This is a genomic window from Streptomyces sp. NBC_00386 (genome assembly GCF_036063235.1).
Lineage (GTDB): Bacteria > Actinomycetota > Actinomycetes > Streptomycetales > Streptomycetaceae > Streptomyces.
In genome coordinates this window covers 10099316-10120883 of the sequence record NZ_CP107950.1, presented here as the reverse complement: position 1 = coordinate 10120883, position 21568 = coordinate 10099316, and the positions used below count along the sequence as shown (strand labels likewise).

Annotated in this window: 12 protein-coding genes and 1 pseudogene; 3 read left to right on the top strand and 10 right to left on the bottom strand. The window is 69.8% G+C overall.

From position 1 onward, the window contains the following. Positions 1–154: 154 nt before the first annotated feature. The 4 genes from OG780_RS44155 to tap form a co-directional block, all read right to left on the bottom strand. Positions 155–895, bottom strand: coding sequence for a restriction endonuclease (locus OG780_RS44155; RefSeq protein ID WP_328443431.1), 741 nt, complete (start codon positions 893–895; stop codon positions 155–157). Continuing rightward, on the bottom strand, positions 892–1242 hold the full coding sequence (locus tag OG780_RS44150; protein WP_328443433.1) for a hypothetical protein: 351 nt from the start codon (positions 1240–1242) through the stop codon (positions 892–894). The genes OG780_RS44155 and OG780_RS44150 overlap by 4 nt, the downstream gene beginning before the upstream one ends. 479 nt (positions 1243–1721) lie before the next feature. Beyond that, positions 1722–2279, bottom strand: coding sequence for a telomere-protecting terminal protein Tpg (gene tpg, locus OG780_RS44145; RefSeq protein ID WP_328443434.1), 558 nt, complete (start codon positions 2277–2279; stop codon positions 1722–1724). Positions 2280–2283: 4 nt separating this feature from the next. After that, complete coding sequence (gene tap / locus OG780_RS44140) at positions 2284–4419, bottom strand: telomere-associated protein Tap (protein WP_328443435.1); 2136 nt, start codon at positions 4417–4419, stop codon at positions 2284–2286. A 472-nt stretch (positions 4420–4891) separates the two neighbouring features. Here tap and OG780_RS44135 point away from each other — a divergent pair, with 472 nt between their 5' ends. Both OG780_RS44135 and OG780_RS44130 read left to right on the top strand, forming a co-directional pair. Then, entirely contained in the window at positions 4892–5830 is a 939-nt protein-coding gene (locus tag OG780_RS44135; protein WP_328443436.1) for a hypothetical protein, read from the top strand. An 860-nt stretch (positions 5831–6690) separates the two neighbouring features. Further along, on the top strand, positions 6691–8430 hold the full coding sequence (locus OG780_RS44130; protein WP_328443438.1) for a hypothetical protein: 1740 nt from the start codon (positions 6691–6693) through the stop codon (positions 8428–8430). 291 nt (positions 8431–8721) lie between these two features. Here the strand turns inward: OG780_RS44130 and OG780_RS44125 are convergent. The 5 genes and pseudogenes from OG780_RS44125 to OG780_RS44105 form a co-directional block, all read right to left on the bottom strand. Beyond that, positions 8722–9090: pseudogene (locus tag OG780_RS44125) on the bottom strand (TerD family protein); the annotation flags it as partial. Positions 9091–9161: 71 nt separating this feature from the next. Continuing rightward, positions 9162–10436 (bottom strand): DUF2399 domain-containing protein, encoded by a 1275-nt coding sequence (locus OG780_RS44120; RefSeq protein WP_328443440.1) that lies wholly within the window; start codon positions 10434–10436, stop codon positions 9162–9164. Beyond that, positions 10436–15439 (bottom strand): SbcC/MukB-like Walker B domain-containing protein, encoded by a 5004-nt coding sequence (locus tag OG780_RS44115; protein WP_328443442.1) that lies wholly within the window; start codon positions 15437–15439, stop codon positions 10436–10438. Before OG780_RS44115 ends, OG780_RS44120 begins: the two co-directional genes overlap by 1 nt. Next, complete coding sequence (locus OG780_RS44110; RefSeq protein WP_328443444.1) at positions 15436–16782, bottom strand: DUF2398 family protein; 1347 nt, start codon at positions 16780–16782, stop codon at positions 15436–15438. The genes OG780_RS44115 and OG780_RS44110 overlap by 4 nt, the downstream gene beginning before the upstream one ends. Further along, entirely contained in the window at positions 16779–18341 is a 1563-nt protein-coding gene (locus OG780_RS44105; protein WP_328443446.1) for a DUF2397 family protein, read from the bottom strand. The genes OG780_RS44110 and OG780_RS44105 overlap by 4 nt, the downstream gene beginning before the upstream one ends. An 837-nt stretch (positions 18342–19178) precedes the next feature. Between OG780_RS44105 and OG780_RS44100 the strand changes: the two genes are divergently transcribed. Further along, the gene (locus OG780_RS44100; RefSeq protein WP_328443447.1) at positions 19179–19601 is read left to right on the top strand and encodes a DUF6221 family protein; all 423 of its coding nucleotides are present in this window, start codon (positions 19179–19181) and stop codon (positions 19599–19601) included. Positions 19602–20130: 529 nt separating this feature from the next. Here OG780_RS44100 and OG780_RS44095 read toward each other — a convergent pair. Continuing rightward, positions 20131–21027, bottom strand: coding sequence for a hypothetical protein (locus tag OG780_RS44095; RefSeq protein WP_328457802.1), 897 nt, complete (start codon positions 21025–21027; stop codon positions 20131–20133). Positions 21028–21568 lie beyond the last annotated feature (541 nt).

The window sequence follows — 21568 nt, the reverse complement described above, 5'->3', positions numbered from 1 at the left end:
TGCAGGAAAGGAAGGCACCCCTCTACGGCCACGATCCCGCTCCCCCGAGATGACGAGTCAGCCACCGGACTATTGCGAGGTCGACAGAGCCCAGACCCGACTGACGATCATGGAACGTGTGCGCCTGCTGCCTCCTCGCTTTCCCGTGATCTCGTCAGGCGCGCTCGGGTCGGCCGGGCGCGCCTGTGTCCTGGGAGAGCGGTGAGGGCCTGCGGAGTGTGGGGAGCGCGGGCAGGAGTTCCCACAAGGGCCGGGATCCGGCGGCCCAGGAGCCGAGCAGGTGGCGGTCGACGAGGTGCAGTCGCTGCTGGCGGGCGAAGATGCGGCCGGGCTGGGTGATCCTGCCGTTGGTCACCATCACCACGACATCCCCCTTGTGGACCGGTCGGCCCGTTCCGTTGAGAACCTGCAGTTCCGGGGTGCCCACCGCGGCGCCGCGTTCACCGTGCCGGCGGTGCTTGCACTGGATCACCCAGCGGCGTCCCAGCGGATCGGTGGCCTTCACGTCCGCTCCGAGATCGCCCTGCCCTCCGACCTGGACGGCGTCGGTGCAGCCGTCCCGGTGCATCAGGTCGCGCACCGCGTACTCGAACTGTTGGTGGGAGAGCCCATCCAGCTGGGCCAGTCCGTAGCGCAGAGCGCGTGAGCGGGCCTGCTCCCACTGCATGCGCTGCCTCCGCTGCTGCCACCATCCGAAGCCGCCCAGGGCGGCGAGGACACCTGCGATGAGCAGGAACCACCAGTGTGCGAGCAGCCAGTTGACCACCATGACGACGAGAGCGGCCGCTGCGACGGCGGCCACGGCCGGCGCGGTGACGGATGTGTCGTGTCGGCTGCCCCGGCGGCTGGGGCGCCGACCGGTGGTCCGCCGCCTGGCGGGCGGACGCCGGGTCATCGCCCGCCTCCCAGGGCTGCGAGGTCGATCGGGTACGACACGCTGGGTGCGGGCGCCGCCTTGCGCGGTGCGGGGGTGTCGAACGTGATCGGATACGACACCGTCGGGTGCGGGACGGCCACCCGCGGGGCGTTGTGGGGGATGTCATCGAAGCGGATCGGGTAGGTCACCGACGGTGTGGGCGACACACTGCCGGGTCTCTCTGTGGCCGAGGTGTGTCCGAAGCCGAGTACGGCCGGGCCGAAGACTGCGAAGACGGTCATCTCCCGGCGGGCGCCGGGCGCCCAGCGGGAGTGTCCGCGTACCGGCGTTCCGTCGGAGCGCATGTACGGACGGACGAAAGGCATGGGTCCCCCAGGTGATCGTGGCTCGGCTGCGTCACGGTCATGCTGGCGGGAGGCACTGACAGTGGATCACCTGATGAGGTACAACTACCGTGTTTTGAGGGCTAGTTCAGGACATGAGGTATTCGCTCGTGCGTTCTTCGCCGTGTTCTTCCCGGGGCAGGAGAAGCAGGCGGTCCCAGCCGGTGAGCGGCTGCGGTCTGCCTCGGAAGGCTGATTCACCTGCGGCGCAGGCATGCGAGATGCGGCCGGGGCTCTGCCGTGGCGGTGCGGGTCGTCAGACCGGAGGCGCCCCCGCGGATCCAGCCGTTTCCGGGAGTTGCGGCCGCTGGGCAACGGATGGGGAGTGAGGGGCTGTTGTGAGGTGCTCGGGGCAAGGAGCGGTCAGGACCGAGCAGAACGTCATGCCTGGCGAACTCGTCCAGAGGGCTACGCCAGATGTCCCAGATCATGGCCGAGCGCCCGGCATTCTCGCGATCTGCTCAGAAATCCAGGTCGAGGTAGTCGATGTCGTTGATGGCCACGTCCGAAATTCCCGTGGCGCGGCTTCCGCCGTCCTGGAAGTAGATGTCTTTGAATCCTTCGGCGATGATCTGGCGCAGTTCCTGGTCGTCGGCGCCGGCGTCGCGGGCGTCGAACAGGCGTTGTGCGTAGGTCGCGGGGAGGTGGACGGTGAGGCGGCGGAAGCGGCCGTCGTCGGTGGTGCCGATGGGTGCGGTGTAGCCGAAGCGGGCTCGGGTCTCCACAGTGATGCCGCCTGCGGAGGCGGCCTGCGTGCGTCGGCGTTTGCGGATCCGCGGTTGCCAGCGGGATCGCACCGCGGCGTCGATCTTCGTGGTGATGTCCTTGGGCGGGTGTTTCCTGGCTCCACGCCGGTAGCGGTTCACCGAGTCGGCGGTGACGCCCAGTTCCGCTGCGACGGCCTTCGCGCTTCCCAGCTGTTTGAGCAGGTAGTTGATGCGGGCCGGGAGGGTCTTGGGCGGTTCGCGGGTGAACGCTTCCCGGTCGGCGCGTTCGATCGCCTCGTCGATCTCTCCCACGTTTCTACTCTCCGTCGTCCAGGACGGCGTCGCCGCCCTTGATGTGGCGGGCGGGGTTGAGGCCCTGTTCCATCAGGTCGACGGCCCAGGCCAGGTCCTGGACGCCTTCGAGTTTGGCCAGGCCGGGGGTGGGGCCGAGGCGGAAGCCGCCGGGCTGGGGCTTGCCGGAGGCACTGTAGGGCAGGAAGTCCAGCGGGCTGCGGCCGGGTGAGGGGTACACGACGCAGTCGGACAGCACCGCAAGCGGGTACACGCCCGTCATCTTGACCATGTTGTTCAGCTTGCGGTGCATGTTCACACGCGCCTTGGAGATGACCGCGGCGCGGATGTCGGGGCGCCAGGTCGGGCGCTCCAGCGCGGGCCATCGTTCGCCCTGCCGGTAGTGGCGGCCCTGCGGACGCTCGCGGAGCTTGCCGACGCCGCCCTTGACGGTTGCCTTGATCGCGGCGAGAACCGCGGCCAGAGCCGGGTCGGCGTCCTTGTGCCGCTCCATCGCCGCGAGGAATTCGGTGTCGGTGAGGTCTTTGGTGACGCCGAGGTCGGCGAGGGTGTCGACATAGGCGGTCTTGAGCCGGTCGTGCCACGGGTCCAGATAGGCGCCCGTCTCGCGGCGCAGATACGCCTCGATCGGAGCGACGTTGTGGCCGAGTTCCTGGGCGTAGGCGACGGTGTGTGTCTGGTACCAGGCCGGGCCCTGGGGGCGGCTCCCGGACGGGGTGAACGGCGAGGGCAGGCGCGGGTCCGTCTCGATGCGGCTGAGGTCGACCAGCCAGGAGCCGGGGATCTTCGGGTTGAACGTGGGGGTGTGGAAGTGGTCCGGGGCGGACAGGCCCACGGTGAGGCGGGCCGAGGCCGCGAGGAACGCGGTGTTCAGGTCCAGGCCCACCGCCCACGGCAGGGACGCTTCCTCGCCCGTGAGCAGGTCCACGTCGCGGACCCACTGGTAGGCCTCTTCGTCCAGGAAGCCGCCGCTCCAGCCGGAGTTCACGACCACGGGATGCTCGGCAGTGGCCTCCGGCGGCGCCGGATCCATCGGTTCGGTGCCCAGGGAACCCGGGTTGTGGCCGGACACCCAGTTCCCGGTCTCCTTGTCCTGCAGGGCCCGGGTGGGCGGACGCAGCGCGGTCATCAGCTCCAGTCCGCAGACGGCCGTGCTGCCGCGCGGGGTGATGACCCGCGTCGCGTAGATGCCCAGGACGCGGGCGATGTCGGCGGGCTCCATCTGTGCGACGCCCGGCCAGGAACGCTCGTCGAGGGCGTCCCAGGACAGGACGGCGAGCTGGACGCACTGGCGTCGGCCCGACTGTGCGGGACGGTAGATGCGCGCCCATGGGCCGAAGCCGCGCTGGGTGAGGTTCCATTTCGCCTTCGCCACCTGCTTGACCACCGGGTGGTCGGCGGGCAGGCGCAGGGAGCGGCGTTGCTCGTGGCCCTCGAGGTGCTCGGGGAGGCCGAGTTTCATCGCGGCGCTTGCGGTGAGGATGATCAGGGGATCGGCGTCCTTGCCGTTGCGGTGCAGTTTGGCTGCGCCGAGGCCGGATTCCTTGAGCGTCCATTCCACGAGTTCCGGGATGGTGGCGGCGGGGCAGTCGAGCACGGTGCCAGCTGCCGCGTAGGCGGAGCCGTCGCCGTCCAGGACGGCGAGGGGGCCGTGGGGAAAGCGCAGGTCGGCGTCGAGGGGTTGGGCAGCCCGGTTCCTGGCCGGCGGGTGCGGCGGGGCGGTGGGGCGGAGCGGCGGGTGTCCTTGGGGTGCCGGGGTGTCGGGGTGCTGTACCGGCGCGGTGGCGTCCGCTTCGTGGAGCGCGGGTGCGGGGGCCGTGAACGCCGGGGACGCCGTCCGCTGTTGGGACGAGGCAGGAAGCGGGGCTGGCACCGTCACGGGCGTGCCGTGTGCGGGGTATTTCGCGGCCCAGCCGTTCAGCAGGCGCTGATATGCCTCCAGGCGGGGCGACTTCGGTTCGCTCCGGCCGTTCTCCCAGTTCTTGACGGACTGAGTTGTGGTCTTCAGTGCGGTCGCCAGTCGGGCCTGGGTGATACCGGCGGCCTCACGCAGTCGGGCGCGCTCTGCGGGATGAGGGAGCTGCGGCTCCGCCTCCAGCAGTGCGTCGACCGACGCGAACAGCTCTTCCTCGGATGCCACAGGTCGCTACCTCCGCTCGGGACCTTACCAAGCCCCACTCCCCCATTTAACCCTTTTCTTTAACCCTTTCATGGAATATTCGAGGTGTCGCGCCAGGTCCTCCCACGACCGTTCGCCCGGCCTGGTCCCGGATCACCGAGCCTGGCGACAGCGCTGCAGGACGCGCCGGTTCCGCCCTCCCGGACGAACACGCGACCCACGCCGACTACGCCCCTGCACGGACCGGCCCCGCAGCCGCCGACACGGCGCGATCCACCCGGAGCGGACGCCCGGTCGGACGCAGCCCGGGCTCTCGGGGGTGATGACAGCGGATCGTTTCAGCACGTGGGAGCTGCATCGCATTGTCCCTCCTGCGGCCCCCTTGCGAACGAGGTTGTCCAGAGCTCGCCCTCACCGACAGCGACGCCCCCTAACTTCAGCACCCGGTGATCTCGGAGGTACGGAGGTTGTGATGGCTTGTGACCTGCGCAAGGTGGCCGATGCGCTGCCTGGAGCGGCTTCTCGGCACGGGCTGCAGCTGATCTCGGCATCGGTCGGCGGGGATGCCGGGCTGCGGGCCGTTCTCAGCCCGGACCGATACGACACCGAAGCCGTCGCACAGTTGGCTGCCGCCTGCGGGGCCCGCGTCCTGTACGGGGACCTCGACCACTTCGACGCCGATGAGTTCGACGTCCTTCCCGCCGACGACGAGGACGAGGACGAGCTGGCGCTGCTGATGGGTGATGGGGCAGACGGCGGCGTACCTGCTGCACTGCGCGAGAGGGCGGACAGGCTGCTGACCGCCGCGCGGCGTCGTGCGGGTGCGCTGGACGCCGTGCGGATCACCTTTGTCGTGGAGGGCGTGGTGCATGAGTGGGAGATGTCCGCGGCTTGGGCCGACGCCCTCGACGCCCAGCGCGAAGTGCTCATGGACGATCTGCAGGAGGCACGTTTCGAGCGTCCCGAGGCGGATGAGCCCGATCCCCTCGACGTCGAGCGCATCGCCGGCCTCCTCCAGAAGATGCCAGCCGTCATCTCGGCCGGCACCCACAGCCAGCGACGTGACGCTGCCACCGAGGCGTTCCCCGCCCCGAACGGCGACGACGACTGGTGCCACCACCGCCTGATCCAACAGGCCCTCGCCCTTGCCCAGCAGGCCATCGCACAGGACGCGGCCGACCTCTACCGCACCATCGAGAACACCCTCGACGACACCGCCACCCGTCTGATCGGCCAAGGCGTCCTGGACGACGTCCACGATGCTCCAGCACGCCGGATCGTCACCACGGACTTCCTCACCGAACTGACCGGTGGGCACCGGCCCAAACCGCGCACCGTGACCCTGCTGTTGGGCCAGCCCGCCGTCAAAGACTTCCTCGCCGCGCAGAAGGCAGCCGCCAAAGTCCAAGCCCAACAGGCCTTGCCACTCTGACGCATCCGACAGCAACGAGCAGGCTGGCCAAGCCACTGGCGGCTGCGGAAACGGCTCATTCGAATCGGAAGTCTGCCTCCGAGTCTGCGCCGGGCCCGGACGACGAGGCCCAGCATGCCTCGGTGCGGTACGCCGTTCCCCGCGCGATCGTGGCGCTGCATCACGACCTGCCGAGGCGGGCTCAAACAGAAATCTTCCGACCGCATCTCTTGAGGAGACCGCAGTGACGCGTTCCCGGAGCAACCGAAGACCTGCTCCTGTGGCTCCGGAGAACTCGCACGACCTGGCTCCCGTCGCCTCGAACCGCAGATTTCCCCGCCCCCGGCTGGGACCACGGCGGTTCCAACCAGCCCGCACCGGACGAGAACAGGATTCGACGGCGGGTCAGGGGACGAGGCCTGTCCGCAGATTCCAGATCACCCTGAGCACGTATCGCCCGCGTGTGGGAAACGATGCCCGACAAGGCACAGCAGCCCACAAGGCCCGCCGTCCATCGGGCCGAGTACGGCAGCGTCCTCGAGGTCATCGCCGACGTCGGCCGAGTGCCCATTCCCCGGCCGGGTTCACTGCGCGGGTGCGTGCGGAGTCGATGTCAGTGCCGTACGGCATCATGCCGGGCAAGCAGCCCGACAAGCCTTGATGGAGAACCATTCGTGACCGGCCAGGACCCCGCCGCTGTGCTTCCCTGCGACTTCCTCCTCACAGCGATGGCCGGCAGCGGCTCGGACGACCCCGTGGTGCAGTTGGCGGCGCGACAGGTTCGGACCGCTCAATCTCACCGTGAACGCTCGGCACTCGCTGAGGCCCTTTTGTCCGGGCCTCATGCACGGCAGGCGCCGCAGTGGCTTCTGGAGGCGGCCGTGGCGGATCTGGAGGCCGAGAAGGAGACGTACCACCTCGAGGACGGCATACCCCTTGTCGCGCTCGCGCTCGGACATCCGTCGTGTCCGGCATCGCTGCAGGAGACGACGCTGAAGCGGTGCACTCTCAAGCAGTTGGCTGTGCTCGGAAGCCCGCGAGCCAGTGAACAGCTCGCCGGTGCGATCGCCGAGGAGTTGCGTATTCGCGGGGCTGCGACCCCACCCATGACGCCCCAGCTGCTCGAGATACCGACACCCGCCCAGGTCGTGCTGCGGCGAGGCCCACTGCACGACCTGGTCTTCGCGGCCGCCCGCGACACCCTTCCTGCCGCACCGGACCCCGACGAGCTGGACGCAGACGGCGACACGAAGGAATGGCTGAGGCGATACAAAGGCGCACGCGCGGCATGGGAGAACATGTGGCGCCAGATCCTCGAACGGCATCCAGAGCGGCATCGGGAACTCGTCCGGTGGGCCGATGGCACCGACGCCAAATGGACGGTCCGCAACGAGTTGCTCGGCAGCCTGCCCTGGGCGGTTGAGCCGGGATTGCTGGCCGAGCTCGCCGCAGCAGATCTCGAGCGGTTCCCGCGCGAGATCCTGGTGGCCGAGGCCTGCCGTATGCGCCGCGCCGGATCGGACGAACAACAGGTCCTTGCTCACTTTGCCAAGGAGTTGTCCGCCCTGACGGACGAGGAGCAGATCGACCTCTCTGTCGCCCTGGGCCGGAGCAGCACCACACTGCTCAACCGGCGGTGTCACGCCCCGGTGACCTGGGTGCAACGCGCCGCTTCGGAAACCTGGCGTCACCTGCTCAACCCGACACAGGCCAAGGACGGCTACCAGCAGGCCCACTGGCGTGCTCCTGCAGCCGAACTCTCCAGCCTCGCGACCATGTTCGCCGAGACCGCCGCACGCGCCCTTCCCTTCTGGGAGCCCAAGCAACGCTACTCGACCATCAACCCGAGCGAGGTGGCCTGGGTGCGCGAGCTCGTGGTACACCTCCCGACGGTCACCGACGACGTGAAAGCCGGAATCCGCCCGATCGTCCATGACGCGCGCGGGCGGCTGCGCCATCACCATCCAGCCTTCCCACCGCGTCAGGATCACCGGCGTGAACTCGAGGAGATCCTCGACACGATCGAGCGGGTCCTCGCCGGTCCTCCGCCGTCCGTCGGTGGAGATCGCCGCAGTGCCGCTCTCGGCGCCCCGGACAAGGTGACCGTGCGCGAACTGGCAGGCGTCCCGGCACAAGCACTGAGCAACTACCTGGACCGGCACACCGGCAACGACTCCCTCGTGGAAAAGGCTCTCCTCGCCTGCGCCGCGAGCGGACACAGGTCCAAGGACGACTTCGAGAAGGTGCTGCGACGTCACGCATGTCCGGACACCGTGCTGCTCCCTCTCACCGAGAGCCTGCGCCAGAACCTCGGCGGCGCACCGACATGGCGCGAAGCCTGGACCCGCCTGGTCCTGGCCAGGACGGAAACCCAGCAGGCCCTCGTACGCGCTCTGCCGGCCTGGTCGGCGCTGCGCGCCCGGGGGGATCGCTACGGGAGCGCGCATCCGTCGGTGGTCGCCGCGGTACGCGAGGCCCTGGGTACCGACCAGGATGCGTGGAACCGGTTCGCGACCTGCCCGGCGACCAACTCCGGACCCGGTGCCTGGCTGCGCCTGGGTGACCTCCTGGACGCGGCTGTCACGAGAGCACCCTGGCCGAAGCCGCCGGGCAGCCGATAGGCCCGGGGCTTCTCCCGGTTCGTGCCTCCGGCGAACGCAGGGGCAGGGGCAAGTCGCGGGCGCCGCCCGGTCGCGGCGGCGCAGTGGAAGGGCGAGGGCCGCAACCGTGTCGAGGGCGCCGCGGACCGCGGCGCGGTCGGTGTGTCGGGAAGGGCGGACGCGCTGAATGCTCGCGAGTAGTGAGCAGGGCGTGGCGGGGATCGATGCCGAGGCCCGGTTGTCCCGCGGGATCTCGGCACGGTGGGCCCGATGTCGTGCAGGGCTCTGTTCGGCGGAGGGTGGGTGGGAGGGTCAGTCGACGATGTCGACGCCGAAGCCGCGGGCCAAGGCGGCCAGTTGGTGGTCGTATCCCTGGCCGACCGCGCGGACGCGCCATCCCGGGCCACGCCGGTAGATCTCGGCGAGCAGCAGCGTTCGTTCGGTGGTCGCGGCGTCCAGGGTGGCCTGGGCCACGGCTCGGGTGCCGGTTCCTCGGGCGACGGTGATCTCGATGGCCCCGGCGTGGGCGAACGTCGCGGGTCCGTCGATGGCGGCGGCGACGACGATTTTGCGGACGGCGTCGGGAAGAGGGGTCAGGTCCACTGTGACGGCTTGTTCGCTGGGGCCGTCGGTGGTCAGGCGCACGGTCGCGTCGGGGCGTTCGGGTGCCCCGTAGATGAGGGTCAATCCTGGTTCCTTTCGCGGGGAGTTCGATCCGCTGGCGCGAGGTGTGGTGTGCTCCTCGCCCTCGATCAACGGTCTGCGTCGTGCGCCGGAGCATGTGCCTTCGAGGTCGTGACGCTCGCGTCCTGCGTGGCGAGGAGGCGGTCGAGGACTGCGTCGTGTTCCTGGTAGACGATGCGGCCATCTGCTTGCAGGGCTTGGCCCAGCTCTGTGCTGCTGTGGGCAGGTGGAAGTGCGCCGATGGGGACGGCTGAGGGTGTGCTTCGCGTCGTGTGGACGATGGTGGCGTCCATGGCCACGAGTTCGGCGCCGTAGAGCTGGTGCACTGTGGCGGCGATCTGGAGGCCTGCGGTGTCGAGGTCGCCTGCGTAGCGCAGGGGGACCCCTTGGTCCACGGCGAGTTGGAGGAGGGCGTGGTCGACGGCGCGTAACTGGCCGCTGGTGCAGGCCAGGGGCAGGGTGCTGGCGCGGGCGAGGGCTTCTTCCAGGATCGAGGGGTTTTCCACCACCGTGAGGGGTGTGGGTGCCAGGCTCGGTGGCGAGAGGGTGAGGTCGAGGAGGGTCAGGGCCACGGGGGCGGTCGCTTCGCGAAGGCGCCGGTCGATGGGGCCGTCGCCGGTGGGGCGGACCTGGTGGAGCAGGACGGTGGCGGAGAGTCGGTCGGCGATGATGCCGGATTCGGCGAGCAGGGCGCGGATGTGGTCGGGGCGGGTGGGTTCGGGTCGTCCGGCGAGTTCGGCCACTGCGGAGACCAAGCGTTGTCCTGGCAAGGTGGCGAGGTCGAAGTAGTGCGGGTCGCCTGCGTGGTCGTGGGCGAGTTTGGCCAGGGTGCGGGGGCGTTGGTGGGGCAGTTCGCGGGTCAGGGCGTACAGGGCGTCGACGAGTCGGCGTATCTGTGGGGCGGCGTCGTTCTCGATTCCGGTGGCCTTGAGGCGGGCCAGCAGCAGGGGCAGGTGCGGAAGTCGGGTTGCGGCGTGGTCCCAAAGTTCCTGGCGCAGCAGGGCGGATTCGAGCCGGTCGTTCTTGCGGTTGACGACCTTGCGGCCGATGGCGCGTTCGACGAGGGGTTGTAGTTGTTCCGCCGTCAGGTGGAGGGCGGTAAGGAGGGGGTGTAGCGGCACCTTGTGGCCGTGGGGGGTGTGCGGGACCGAGGTGCGGCCGCGGCGGCGCTGGGCAGGGGTGTCGAGCCAGGATCGTAGGGCGGCCACTGCGCTCGGGGAGAGGGCGGGCACGGTGATGGTGGCGATGTCGGACGGGGTCTTGCCGGTGCTGAGGCGGTCGTGGACGGCCTGCCACAGCGGGGCGAGGTCGGGGTCGGTGGCGATGACGTCCAGATCGGCCATCAGGGTGTGTCCTGGGGCTGGGTGGTGGTCAGGTCGAGGCTGAGGGGCTGGGGTTCGCCGTGGCCCTGCCAGAGCCAGGGCACGGTGACGCGGTGGCGTCCGGTGGTGACGACCTGGTGGATCATGGCGCGCCGGGTCTCCTTCTTGATCAGGGGGGTCATGAAGGGTGCGGTGGCCAGGACGTCGAAGTTCCAGGAGCGCAGCAGGGCGAGGATCTGGCGGAGGTTGGGGTCGTCGAAGGCTGCGTCGATCTCGTCGATGGACAGCAGGCGGGGGCCTCGGTAGTGGTCGGCCGAGTACATCGACCAGGCGGCGGCGAGCAGCGGGAGCATGGTGGCCAGGCGTCGTTCGCCGGTGGAGAGGGCTTCCAGCGGGTTGGAGCGGGCGGTGACTTCGCGGAATTTCTCTTTGCCTGCGGCTTCGAAGGAGGCGTGGGTGACGGAGATCTTCCAGGTGTGCCAGGCGCGGTAGTCGAAGGTGTGGGCGACGCGGTCGGGCCACGGTTCGCCGGCCTTTTCGTTCATGCGTTGGCGCAGCACGTCATACATCTGCTCGAAGGTGTCGTCGGAGGGCGGCTGTTCGATGAGATGCACCATGCGCTGGGCGTCGGGGTCGTCGCGGACGCCCCATTGGACCTGGACTCCGACGTCGGCGACGCCGGTGCGGACGTCGTCGAGGGTGGTGCGGATCTTGGCGACGAGGTCCCAGGCTGCTTCCCGACGTAGTTGGATGTCGCGCTGCAGGCGGGTGAACAGGCTTGTTTTGAGGGTCTGTTTGACGTCGGCGCGCAGGTCGTCCTCGAGCTGGGCGGCGGTGGCGTTGAGGGCGTGGACGGTGGTGTGGACGTCTTCGCCTCGTACGGCGGCGGGGTCGGCGACGACTGCGCGCCGCCAAGCGGTGTCTTCGATGCTGACGAGGGTGACCTGCCGGTCGAAGCGGGCCAGGGCGGTGCTGGCGGTGCGGGCGCTGGTTTCCAGTGCGGTGAGGTGGCGGTCGCGCAGTCGGGTCAGGGCGGCGAGGCGGTCGGGGCCGCCGGCGGCGTCGGCGAGCAGGCGCCTGGCCCAGGTGAGTCCGGCGGTGAGATGGGCGGGGCGGCCGGCGGGGTCGGTGGGCACGTCGTCGGGCACGGTGGCCAGGTGTTCGTCGACCAGTCGGCCGAGCCTGCGCAGGTGGGCATCGCGTGTGTTCTCGGCGTCCTGGCGCAGCGGGGTGATGGCTTCCAGGGTGGCGCGGGCGGCGCTGGCTGCTTGGCCGGCGGTCTGCTGTCGGTTGTGCAGGACCTCGGCGTGTGCTTCGGCCTCCTGGAGTGCCTGGGCGGTGGTGTCCCGGTGTGCGCGGAGTTCTTGGTACTCGGCTCCGTACAGGGTGCGCATCTCGGCGACGGAGGCGGCTTCCTCGCGCGCGGACTGCAATGCTTTGTCGGCCTCTTGTCGGGCCAGGGTGCGACGTTGGTGGAGGGTGTGGGCCTGTTGCCTGTCGGTGTCGGCCCGTGTGAAGAGGTCGGTGACACGGCCCGCCGCGTGGTCCCATGCCTGGATGTGCCCGGTCAGCTGGTTGACGGCCGCCTGGTGCGTCTGCAGGCGTTGCGGCTCGGTGGGCAGAAGGCTGCCATCGGGCAGGGTTGCTGCCCGGTTGAGCGCGCGCAGTGCGTCGCTGACGGCTTTGCCGGCTTCCTGGTGGCGATGGGTGGCTTTGAGGGCGTCCGAGCGGGCCTGGGTCAGTTCCCCTTCGGCACCGTCCTCGTCGTGCTGGGCAGTGTTGACCGTGTGAATTGTCTGGTGGGGGAAGTCTGCTTGTTCGGCGTCGGCCTCTTTTTGGGCGGCGGCGGCCTGCGCTCGTATCTGTTCGCTGTGTCGGGCGGTGGCGGTCTGTCGCGTGGCGAGATCCTGTGCGTCCTTGGCTGCGGTGGCGGCCTGGTTCTCGGTCTCCTGGGCGTGCTGGTGTTCGCGTGCGGCGACCGCCACACGCGTGGTGCGTTCGGCCGCTGCAGTGTCCAGGACGGCCAGGGTGCGGTGAAGGGTGAGGCGGGCGTCGGCCAGGAGTTGTGCGGTGCGGCGCTCGGCGTCGTCGGCGGCCCGTCGCCGGCGGGCGAGGTCGGCGCGGGCGTCGAGGAGTCGGGTGGCGGGCGGGAAGCTGTCGCGCTCGACGTCCGCGTCGGCGATGTCCTGGCGGCGACGGGTCAGTTCGTCCTGTGCGTCGCTCTGGAGGTCGAGTGCTGCTGCCAGGTCTTGTTCGAGGCGAGCCACTTGTTGTCGGCGGACCCGTTCCCGGGTGGTGCGGCCGATGAAGGCCGCCTGGTAGCCGTCGGGGGCGCCGGCGGTGAGGACCCCGTGGGCCAGCTGTCCCGCGGCCAGGTCGCGGCCCGGGGTGTCTATGGCGATGGCGGCGAGGACGTCGCGGACCCGGTCGGCGTCGAGGGCGGGATCTGTTTCGACGACCAGCAGATCGGCCAGCGTGCGCCCCGGCGCAGGCGCGGCGGCGGTGAAGGTGAGGTCTCCACCGACGAGGCGTCCGTCGGAGGTGACCAGAGCGTCGAGGAGACCGGCCACGAGAAGGGCACCCTCGAGACGGTCCGCTTCACGGGTGGGCAGGCCGGGGATGAAGTCGACCAGGGCCCACAGGGGGACGCCGTCCTGGGGGCTGCGCGTGCGCCAGGCGGGTGCCGGAGGCGTCGGTGCGGCCTGACGGCTTTGTTCCAGGTCGCTCTCGACGGCGGCGACCTGCTCGGTCGCGGCCTCCACCTGTCGGCCGGCGGCATCCGCCCGGCGTTGCAGACGCACGGTGGCCCGGGTGTGCGCGCGGGCAGCGGTGAGTTCGAGGTCGGCGGGCTGCAGGGTTTCGAGCTGCGCGGCCGGCGTCGACGAGGCGGGCAGGGGAATGTCGGTGGCGGCCAGGTGCGTCAGTCGGCTGCGCCAGGAGTGGATCTCACCGACCCAGTCGGCCGCCTCTCGGGCAGCTGCGGATTCGGCGTCGTTTCGGGCACGGTCGAGCGCATCGAGCTCGGCCCGGGCATCGTTTTGGGTCTGTTGGTGAGCGTGGTGGGCGTCCGCGCGCCGGCGTTCGTCTGCTGCGCTCTCGTCGTCCGCCCGCTGCTGAGCGGTTTCGTGCGCGTCGGCGGCCTCGGCCGTGGCGTGCTGTGCGGCGGTGTGATCCGCGTGGGCCTCTTCGGCCCGACGGGCCTCGGACCGGGCCAGAGCGGCGTCGGTGGCCGCGGTCAGCTGATGCCCGGCCAGGTCGATCCGGGACCGGGTTGCGGCAGCTGCGCAGGCCAGCCAGTCGGTGAGCCTGCCGGTGTCCATACGGTCCGTCGCGTCTTCGCCGAGGGTGATCAGATCGGCCGCCACGGGGCCGATCTGGGGCGCGTCCTGCTGCCAGGCCTCGAGGCGAGCGGCCAGGTCTTCCTCGGTCTGGCGCCGGCGGGCGCTCGCCCCGCGCGCCGCTTCACGACGGATGTCTTCCTGGTCCTGCGCACTGCGCCGCTCGGCTGCCGCATCGCTCTCCGCGCTCTGCGTGTGCTGGTGCTTGACCAGGGCGCGGTCGACGGACTGGATCTGGCGGATGCGGTCGTCCGTCCAGGACAGGGGATGGCTGCACAGCCGCTGGGTGTCCAGGGCCGTCTCGGCGCCGGAGCGGGCCGCGGTCAGGACTGCGGAGGCGGCGAGGAGGTGCTCGAAGGCGGCTTCGGCTCCCAGGTCGGTGACGCCGGCGCGCAGGTCGCTTGCGAGCCCTGTGAGGTGCTGCTGCGCGGCCCGGGCGGCGTCGGAGCTGTGGTCGGCCTTCTGGAGGGCTTCGTCGGCGTCGGCGTCGGCCGTCTCGGCCCGGTCGGTGGCGGCCGCGGCCACGGTCGCAAGGTCGCGGGCGCGTTCCTCCTTGTGGGGCAATTCAGCACCGGCATGGTCGCGCAGCAGCAGCTCGTCCCCGTCCAGGCGGCCTTTGAGCTCGGAGATCTCGGTCCGGGTCTGCGCCTGCTGTCGTTCGGCGTCCCCATAGGTCTTCTCGGCGGCCTCGAGGTCGTCGGTGGCCTTCTTGGTGCGGCGGGCCTGGTTGTCGAAGTCGGTGTTGGCTGCGGTCAGGGCGGCGGCCTCGACCTGGGCGACGGTGCGCAGGTAGCGGTGGTAGTTGCGGTCGGTGTCCTCCAGGAGTTTGGCTTCCTGGCGGGTGCGCTGCAGTTTGCTCTCGAGTTCGGCGATTCGCTCCATCGCCTCGGCGATCAGGGTGAGGTTCTCGGTGTCGAGAGCGGGCAGGGCGTCGGTGAGGACCTGGCGCATGCGGGTGGGGGAAATGGCTTCGGCGGTGCGCAGACTGCGCAGGCTGCGCAGGACGGCGAGCAGTGCTTCGAACTGGACCTCGTTGAGCGGGGTGAACAGGCGGGTGCGGATGGCCTGTCGGTAGGAGCGCTCGTCCTGGAGGGTGAGCCGGGTGGGCAGGCCGCGCAGGGCCCTGGAGTCGGCGAACAGCTCGCCGTGGCAGTCGGCCAGCTGCCCGGCAAGAGCTTCCAGGCGTACGGGTTCGCGGTCCCTTTCCAGGGTGAGTTCGCTTCCCACCCGTCCGGGTGCGATGAAGAACGCCCGGTGCAGGTGCCCTCCGGTGGCCCTCAGCCACAGTCCGGTGGTCAGGAACTGGGTGTGTCCGGCGGCTGCGTCGCGCAGCCCGTACTCGAGCCACCAGATGCCGGTGCGGTCTTCCCGGTCGTTCCAGTCGGTGTGTCGGCTGGTGAGGGTTCCTGCGGCCTTCCCGGACACCGACAGGGCGGTCTGGGAGGTGTCGGCGTCCAGCAGGACAGTGACCAGCATGGAGGCGGTGAGGGACTTTCCGGATCCGTTGGGGCCGACCAGGGCGAGCCAGCCGTCGGAGAACCAGAGTTGCTCGTCGGCCCAGGCCCATGAGTTGACGATGCCGGCGCGGGTGGGCTGCCAGCGGTCGTCCGCTCCGGGCAGGCCCAGTGCCAGTTCGCTGGCGGCGGCCGGGCCCAGGTGCCGGGCGGGATGTTCCGTGATGCTCATCCTTCGTCTCCTTGCCGGTCGGCGGGCGCACGGTCTGCCTCTGCTGCGGGTTCGGCCAGGAGCTGTTGCTCGAACCGCGGAGGGGTGGCGGGCGATGCGTGGGGACGGATCGCGGCCGGGAGGCTCTGGTGGACGCGGACGCGCCACAGGTGCACGCCGGGGGTGGGTTGCCACCGGTCGGGGATCTCGGGGTCGGGGATGAGCAGGGCGACGCCGACCAGTTCGGCGGCCGCGGCGCGGGCCAGTGCGGGCATGCGGTCGTAGGAGGCGGCCCAGCGGGGCTGGTTGTCGCGCACACGGGTGAACAGATCGGTGACTTCGGTGAGCGTCAGTGCAGCGGTGGGATCGTCGCGGTCGGGGAGGGTGGCCAGCAGGGCCAGAGCTGCCTGGCGTTCCATGCGGCGGCCGTTGGGGAAGTCGATGCCGCTGGCCTGGCCGGTGGGATCGGTGGTCTGCCACCAGTCGCGGCGCACGGTGGTGGCAAGGCCCAGGGCGGCACTGACGTTGAGGGCGCGTTCGCGTCCGGTCAGGGTGTGCAGGTAGGTGGTGGTGTCGGTGTGGTCGTCGAGCGGGTCGGTGGCCGGGTCGTCGACCAGCCGGCGGATGACCTTCAGGCGCCGCTGTTCCAGCGTGGGTGGTGCGTCCGTTCCTTCGAGGGTGTGGTCCATGAGGGATTCGGCGGACAGCGCTGCGGCGTGCTGTTGGGGCGGCAGGTCGTTCAGTTCCAGCAGGGTGGGTGACAGGGAGGAGAACTTGGCGGCGAGGCGGTCGCGGGAGGCGGTGACGACGAGGTCGCCGTCGTCGTCTGCCAGGGCGCGGTCCAGATCGGCGTCGACGCTGACGGTGCCTTCGGCGACGAGGAGTTTGAGGGCATCGGCCAGGCTCTGCCGGTGCTCGCGGGCCTCCTTCTTGCTCACCTCCTGCGAGGCCACGACGGGAAAACGGGGCAGCCGCCCCTGCAAGGCCTCGGTGGCGCAGACCTGGGCGATGGCTTGCAGGAGTTCGCGCAGGCTCATGCGCGGGCGACGCCACAGCTGCTCGCACGCCAGACAGACCAGGATCATCACGGTGGCGGAGGCCAGCGGACGCCGCTCGCGGGACAGCAGCGGGCCGCGGTCGGCGGGAACGTCGCTGCGGCGCTTGTGGAGTCGGACAAGACCTGCAACCTCGTGGACCTCCAGGACCCAGTTCAGTTCGGTGCGGAAGAACTCCGCCAGTGCCTGGTGGCCCTTGAGCGCCGCCCGGTATTCCTCGGGATCGCTCTCCTCCCTCAGACGCCCGGTCGCGATGAGCCGGCGGGCGCTCTCGCGCAGGTCGGCCGGGAGCAGAAGCGCCTCGTTCATGCCACGCTCCAGGTCTGCGCGGTCCGGGCCGCGGGCACGGTGTGCACGGCGGTGCTCTGGCCCAGCGGGGTGACGGAGATCCTCAGGTCGGGTCCGGACAGCCGGCCTTCGGCGAGAGCGACCGTGACGGTGGTCTGCGGCCGCCCGGGCCGCACGGTCACCTGCAGGCCTGCGTCGTCGACCTCGGCCCGCCCGCAGCCGGCCTTGGGGTCGTACTGGCTCAGCGCGACCTCGACGGCATTGAGCAGGACGACGGCCGCATCCGAGGGCAGAGCGGCGAAGTGTCCGAGATCGACCTCGCCGTCGGTGGCCAGCAGCCCGGTCAGATGACGGCGGCGCCTTGCGGCGGATTGTGCCTCGGCCTGGGCGGCGGCCCGACTGACGGTGGTGTCGGGCACCTTGCGGGGTCGGCCCGTGGAAGGTCCGTGCCGTTCGTGTTCGCGCAAAGTCACCTCGACGTGATGGCGGCTGGTGCCCGCCCGGGCCGCCGTGCCGTGAGCGACGTCCTCCTCACCCGCGCGGATGACGGCGTGCCAGGCAGGCCAGTCCCCGAACGCCGCCGCGTACACCCGGCGCGCGGCCGTGTCGTCCGGCTGGCGGTGCAGGCTGTAGGCCAGCGCCCGGAAATCGACTCCCAGGTCGCTGCCGCGCCGGCGGGCCATGTAGCGGCGGTCGATGGCGACCAGCAGTGTGTGGACCGCGCCGCTGGCCGAGCTGATCAGCCGGTGCACGGTGCCGTCCGCCTTGAACCAGGCCTCCAGGTCGGCCAGCCGGCGGACCCGCTCGTCGATCCAGTGCTGCTGATCGGCGGCATCCACCAGCCCGGCGTGCTCGGACGCCGCCTCCACCGCACGGGAGAAGCCGGCCTCACGCAGCTCGGCCAGTGCAGTCTCCACCCGCGGCAGGCCCCGACCGTATTCGCGGGGAAACTGGCGCAGCGCCTCGACGACCCGGTCCCGGTTCTCGCCGAACACCTCGTTGTCGGTGACGTCGGACTGCACCATCCTCGCCAGCGCCGCGTAGAAGTCGGCGGTGACCCGCTGCAGTTCGTCGATGCGGGTGCGGACGTCCTCGAGATCACCGGGCAGCAGACCGTGATCACCGTCCAGGTGCTCGAGGATGTCGCGCAGCGTGCGCCCCACCCCGTCGAGCAGACGGCTGGGCAGCTGAAGTGCGCGCACCACATCGACCACCGCTGCACGCACCGCAGCAACGACCCCCCGCCCCCGGCGCGTCAGCGCCCACGCCTCCTGCCGCACGACCAGTCCCTGGAAGCTGCGCACCGGAGCCGCGTAGTCACGAAACGGCTCGGCAAAACCCCACTTGGCCAGTTGGTCCAGCGAGTTGCGCAACTCGGGCTCGGGCAGCGGGTCGTGGTAGCCGACGGTCTTGACCTGCGCGGCGATGTCGGACAGCGTCGACATCGGCCCACGGGTGGACAACTCCTCCAAAGCGGCCAGCAGCGCGAGATAGCGCTCGCGCACCAGGTCATCGGGCATCCCGAACACGTACCAGTCCCCCGGTACGACCTCCTGCCACCACATCCGCGGCCTCGACACGCCTACCCCCTCACGCCGACACCCGCCCGCGGGCGGGGTCTCCCCCAAGTGCGAACTCCGGCGCTCATTTCGTCGACTGGAGCTCGGACAACAATGCATTTGAAGTTATCCACTGCCACTGACAACGGCACCGGAACCTGACGCACGCAGAGCCTCTTGAAGACCCGTCGCCTGTCTGAATGCAATGCGTTCTTCCCGTCACGACCGGTGGGAGCCCCCAGAGACCCACAGGATGCGTTGACGCTTCAACACGACCGCAGCTTCAATGTGATGACCTGGGAATTTTCACGGATCGGCAGATCCGGCACCCCTAGTGAGGTCTCCGACCCAGGAAGGAACAGGTCCCTCGGACGCGGGTTCAGAACCCATGAAGGGCTTCTGAACAAGCCATTAATTTCAGCATCCACGAGAATGGGAACTTCAGTTCTAATTCTTCGATGCGCCTCGACCGCGCACGAAGACGAAGGAGATCGAGCAGAGCGTCGGCCGTGCCGGGCCTGTCCGGTAGGAAGCCTGCCCGCAGGGCGCCGGGCGGACGTCGTAACGCAGGGCAGTCCACTGAGCCGCTCGGCGTCTCCGCCCGTCACCGCGCCAGGAGCCCACGGTGACCCAACTGGCCGCCCCTCCACCCGCTCGGAGATCGCGGACGTGGACTGCTCGCGGACAGGACAGTCCCAGCCCGAGGCATTCGCGCGATGGAGGGGCATCTTGGCACATCCGTGACCGGCTGATCCCGAGATTCCACAGAGATCCCGTCACCGCCACGCAGGAGGGCGGACTCCTTCCATCCGTGGTGAATGATGGCCCCAAAGCGGTTGCCGACAAGGGGGAAAGGCGATGAGACCAGACGACTTCGCGGTCATGATGGAGTTCTTCCGGGCCCGTCTTCGCGACGATGAAAATACTGCTCACGCAGTGAAGCCCGGCAAGGACGAGGGCACGGCACGGTTGCAGGCCCGGGTCCTCGCCGACGTTGCCACGAAACGCCAGATCATGCACTGGGTTGAGGGGCATGACTGGAAGGCTTGGAAAGAAGAGGGCGGAAACCTCACCATCTGGCAGAGCGTGGCTGCGGACTTGGTCGCCAGCATCCCGCTGTATCTCCGCAGGCCGGTGATCTACAAACTCGTTGCGGCATACGCCGACCACCCCGACTTCCGGCCCGAGTGGCTGCCGCTCGAGGACAAGCGAGAGCATGACGAGAAATACGAGCCCGGCATGCACCAGAACAGCACCCGCAGGCGCCATCGCACCGGCTGACCCGCAGAGGTACAACGGCCCGTCACTGAGCGCTTCCACGTCGGCACCGATCGGGTGACGCCGGTGTGATGAGGCGAGGGCCGCAACGCACGAGGCTTCGTCCCGCTGAGGGAGGCGTTCGACGCCTCACCCCATCGGCACAGGAGCGTTCAGATCGAGCCCCCTCAGGCCTGCGCGCCCCACCGTCCCCGCCTTCCAGGGACTGAAAGGGATCAGAGTCGCCGGGCTTTCGGCCATCCGGCGTCGCTGTCCGGTCCATCGGATGATGCCCCTGCTCGGCTCCTCACCGATGGACGGCAGGCGTCCCACCTGGTCTCCGCGTGCCGTTCCTTGACTCGCGCCTGGTCGTGCGGGGCGGGGCGAAACCTGATGTCCGCCCCGCACTTGGGGCGGACATCAGTCGTGCTGGCGTTGCTGCCACAGCGGCATCATGCTCGCCCGCGTCTCCTGCGGTGCCGGCATGCGTTCGAAGGTCATCGGGTCCGTGCGGTGGACGCAGTCGACGCCGTAGCGGTGCAGCAGTTCCAGATCACGGTCGGCGGGGCGCTCCGGGAAGAGCGCCGACAGCCGTATCGCCGGTTGGGGTGTGGGGGGCGTAGTCCAACAGCTGTGCCAGGGCTTCCCGGACGAACCGGCGGCTGCTGGCGCGTTTGGCCTCCACGACCTCGCTGCCGTCCGGCAGGGCCAGATGCAGGTCGGTGATCCCGGCGGGGGTGCGCAGTCGCTGCGGCCGGTCGACGCCCAGAAAGCCGACGTACTCCTGTACCAGGAACGCCTCCGTGCGGTGGACGATCAGCTCGCGCTCCTCGAGGCGGTAGCGGGTGCTCGGGGTGCGCAGGACCTCGCCGTCGACGATGTCGGTGTGGGTGCGCAGGGCGCGGGCGACGGGTTCTTGACGGCTGTCGTCGTCGCGGGCCTCGGTCTGTGTCTCGATGCCCAGGCCGTCCAGGACGGTGGCGGCCTTCTCGGGGTCCAGGATGCGAAGGCCCATGAAGTTGTCGCCGGCGTTGAATCCGGGGAGTGCCCAGATCTCGGTGTAGGGGATCTCGACAGGGGTGAACGACAGAAGGCTGTAGACGTTGTGCCAGCTGCCGTTGTCCTCGTCGGCGCCCCACATGCTGTCCGCGAAGGCCGCGTTGCGAAAGAGCGCGCCGATCTCGCCGATGCCGCGCACATGGTTCAGGCCGGTGAACAGGACGACGTCTCCCGGGCTCAGGCGCTCCATCTTCCGGTCCTGACGGCCCGTCGCCCCCCAGAACCGGGCGGATCCACCGGGGTGGAACCCCTGCAGTTGCTCGCGCTGCGAGGGGGTCAGAAGAGGTGCGCGCACGGTGTGGGTGAAGTCGACGACGTGGTCGAGCGTGTCGCGCCAGTGCCGGCGGGCTGCAGGGTTGCCGTAGGACGGCTGGATGACAACGAGCGGCACGCGAACCTCCGGTACATGACGGCGTATCCGATCAAGGATGTCATCCGGCGTCGAGAGGCGCCCGCGTGGTCGTCGGGTCTTGCCGACACCTGTCCCCGGCCGATGGTTCCCGGATGGGGGTATTTGGCGTGTGGGTGTTGCCGACGGCGCCGTCGGGGACACCGAATCGCGACTCGGTCCGGGCCTCCTGGCCCGATTCGTCGTCCGGTCGGGGAGCGCGTGAGGGTGTCGGCCTCCGGATCTCGCGGTGCCTGCGGGTGCAGCGCCAGGCACCGGGGAGCGGTCGCCCGCAGTTCGGCAGGTGCGCAGCCGCTCACGTCGCGGGCTCCGTCCGACCCGCTCGAACACATTCGGCGCCGACCCCGGATGAATTGCAGCATGCCCGGTCGGATCTGTCGGCGATCGGAGAACTCTTCGGTCGGCTTCTTCCGGATCCCGTCAATCCACCTTCCTGGCACCGCAGTTCAAGGGATTCCAAGAATGCTCGGTGAACTTCGAATTTTGTGATCGCGGTTACGAAGTCCGTCTCGATATGCAAATT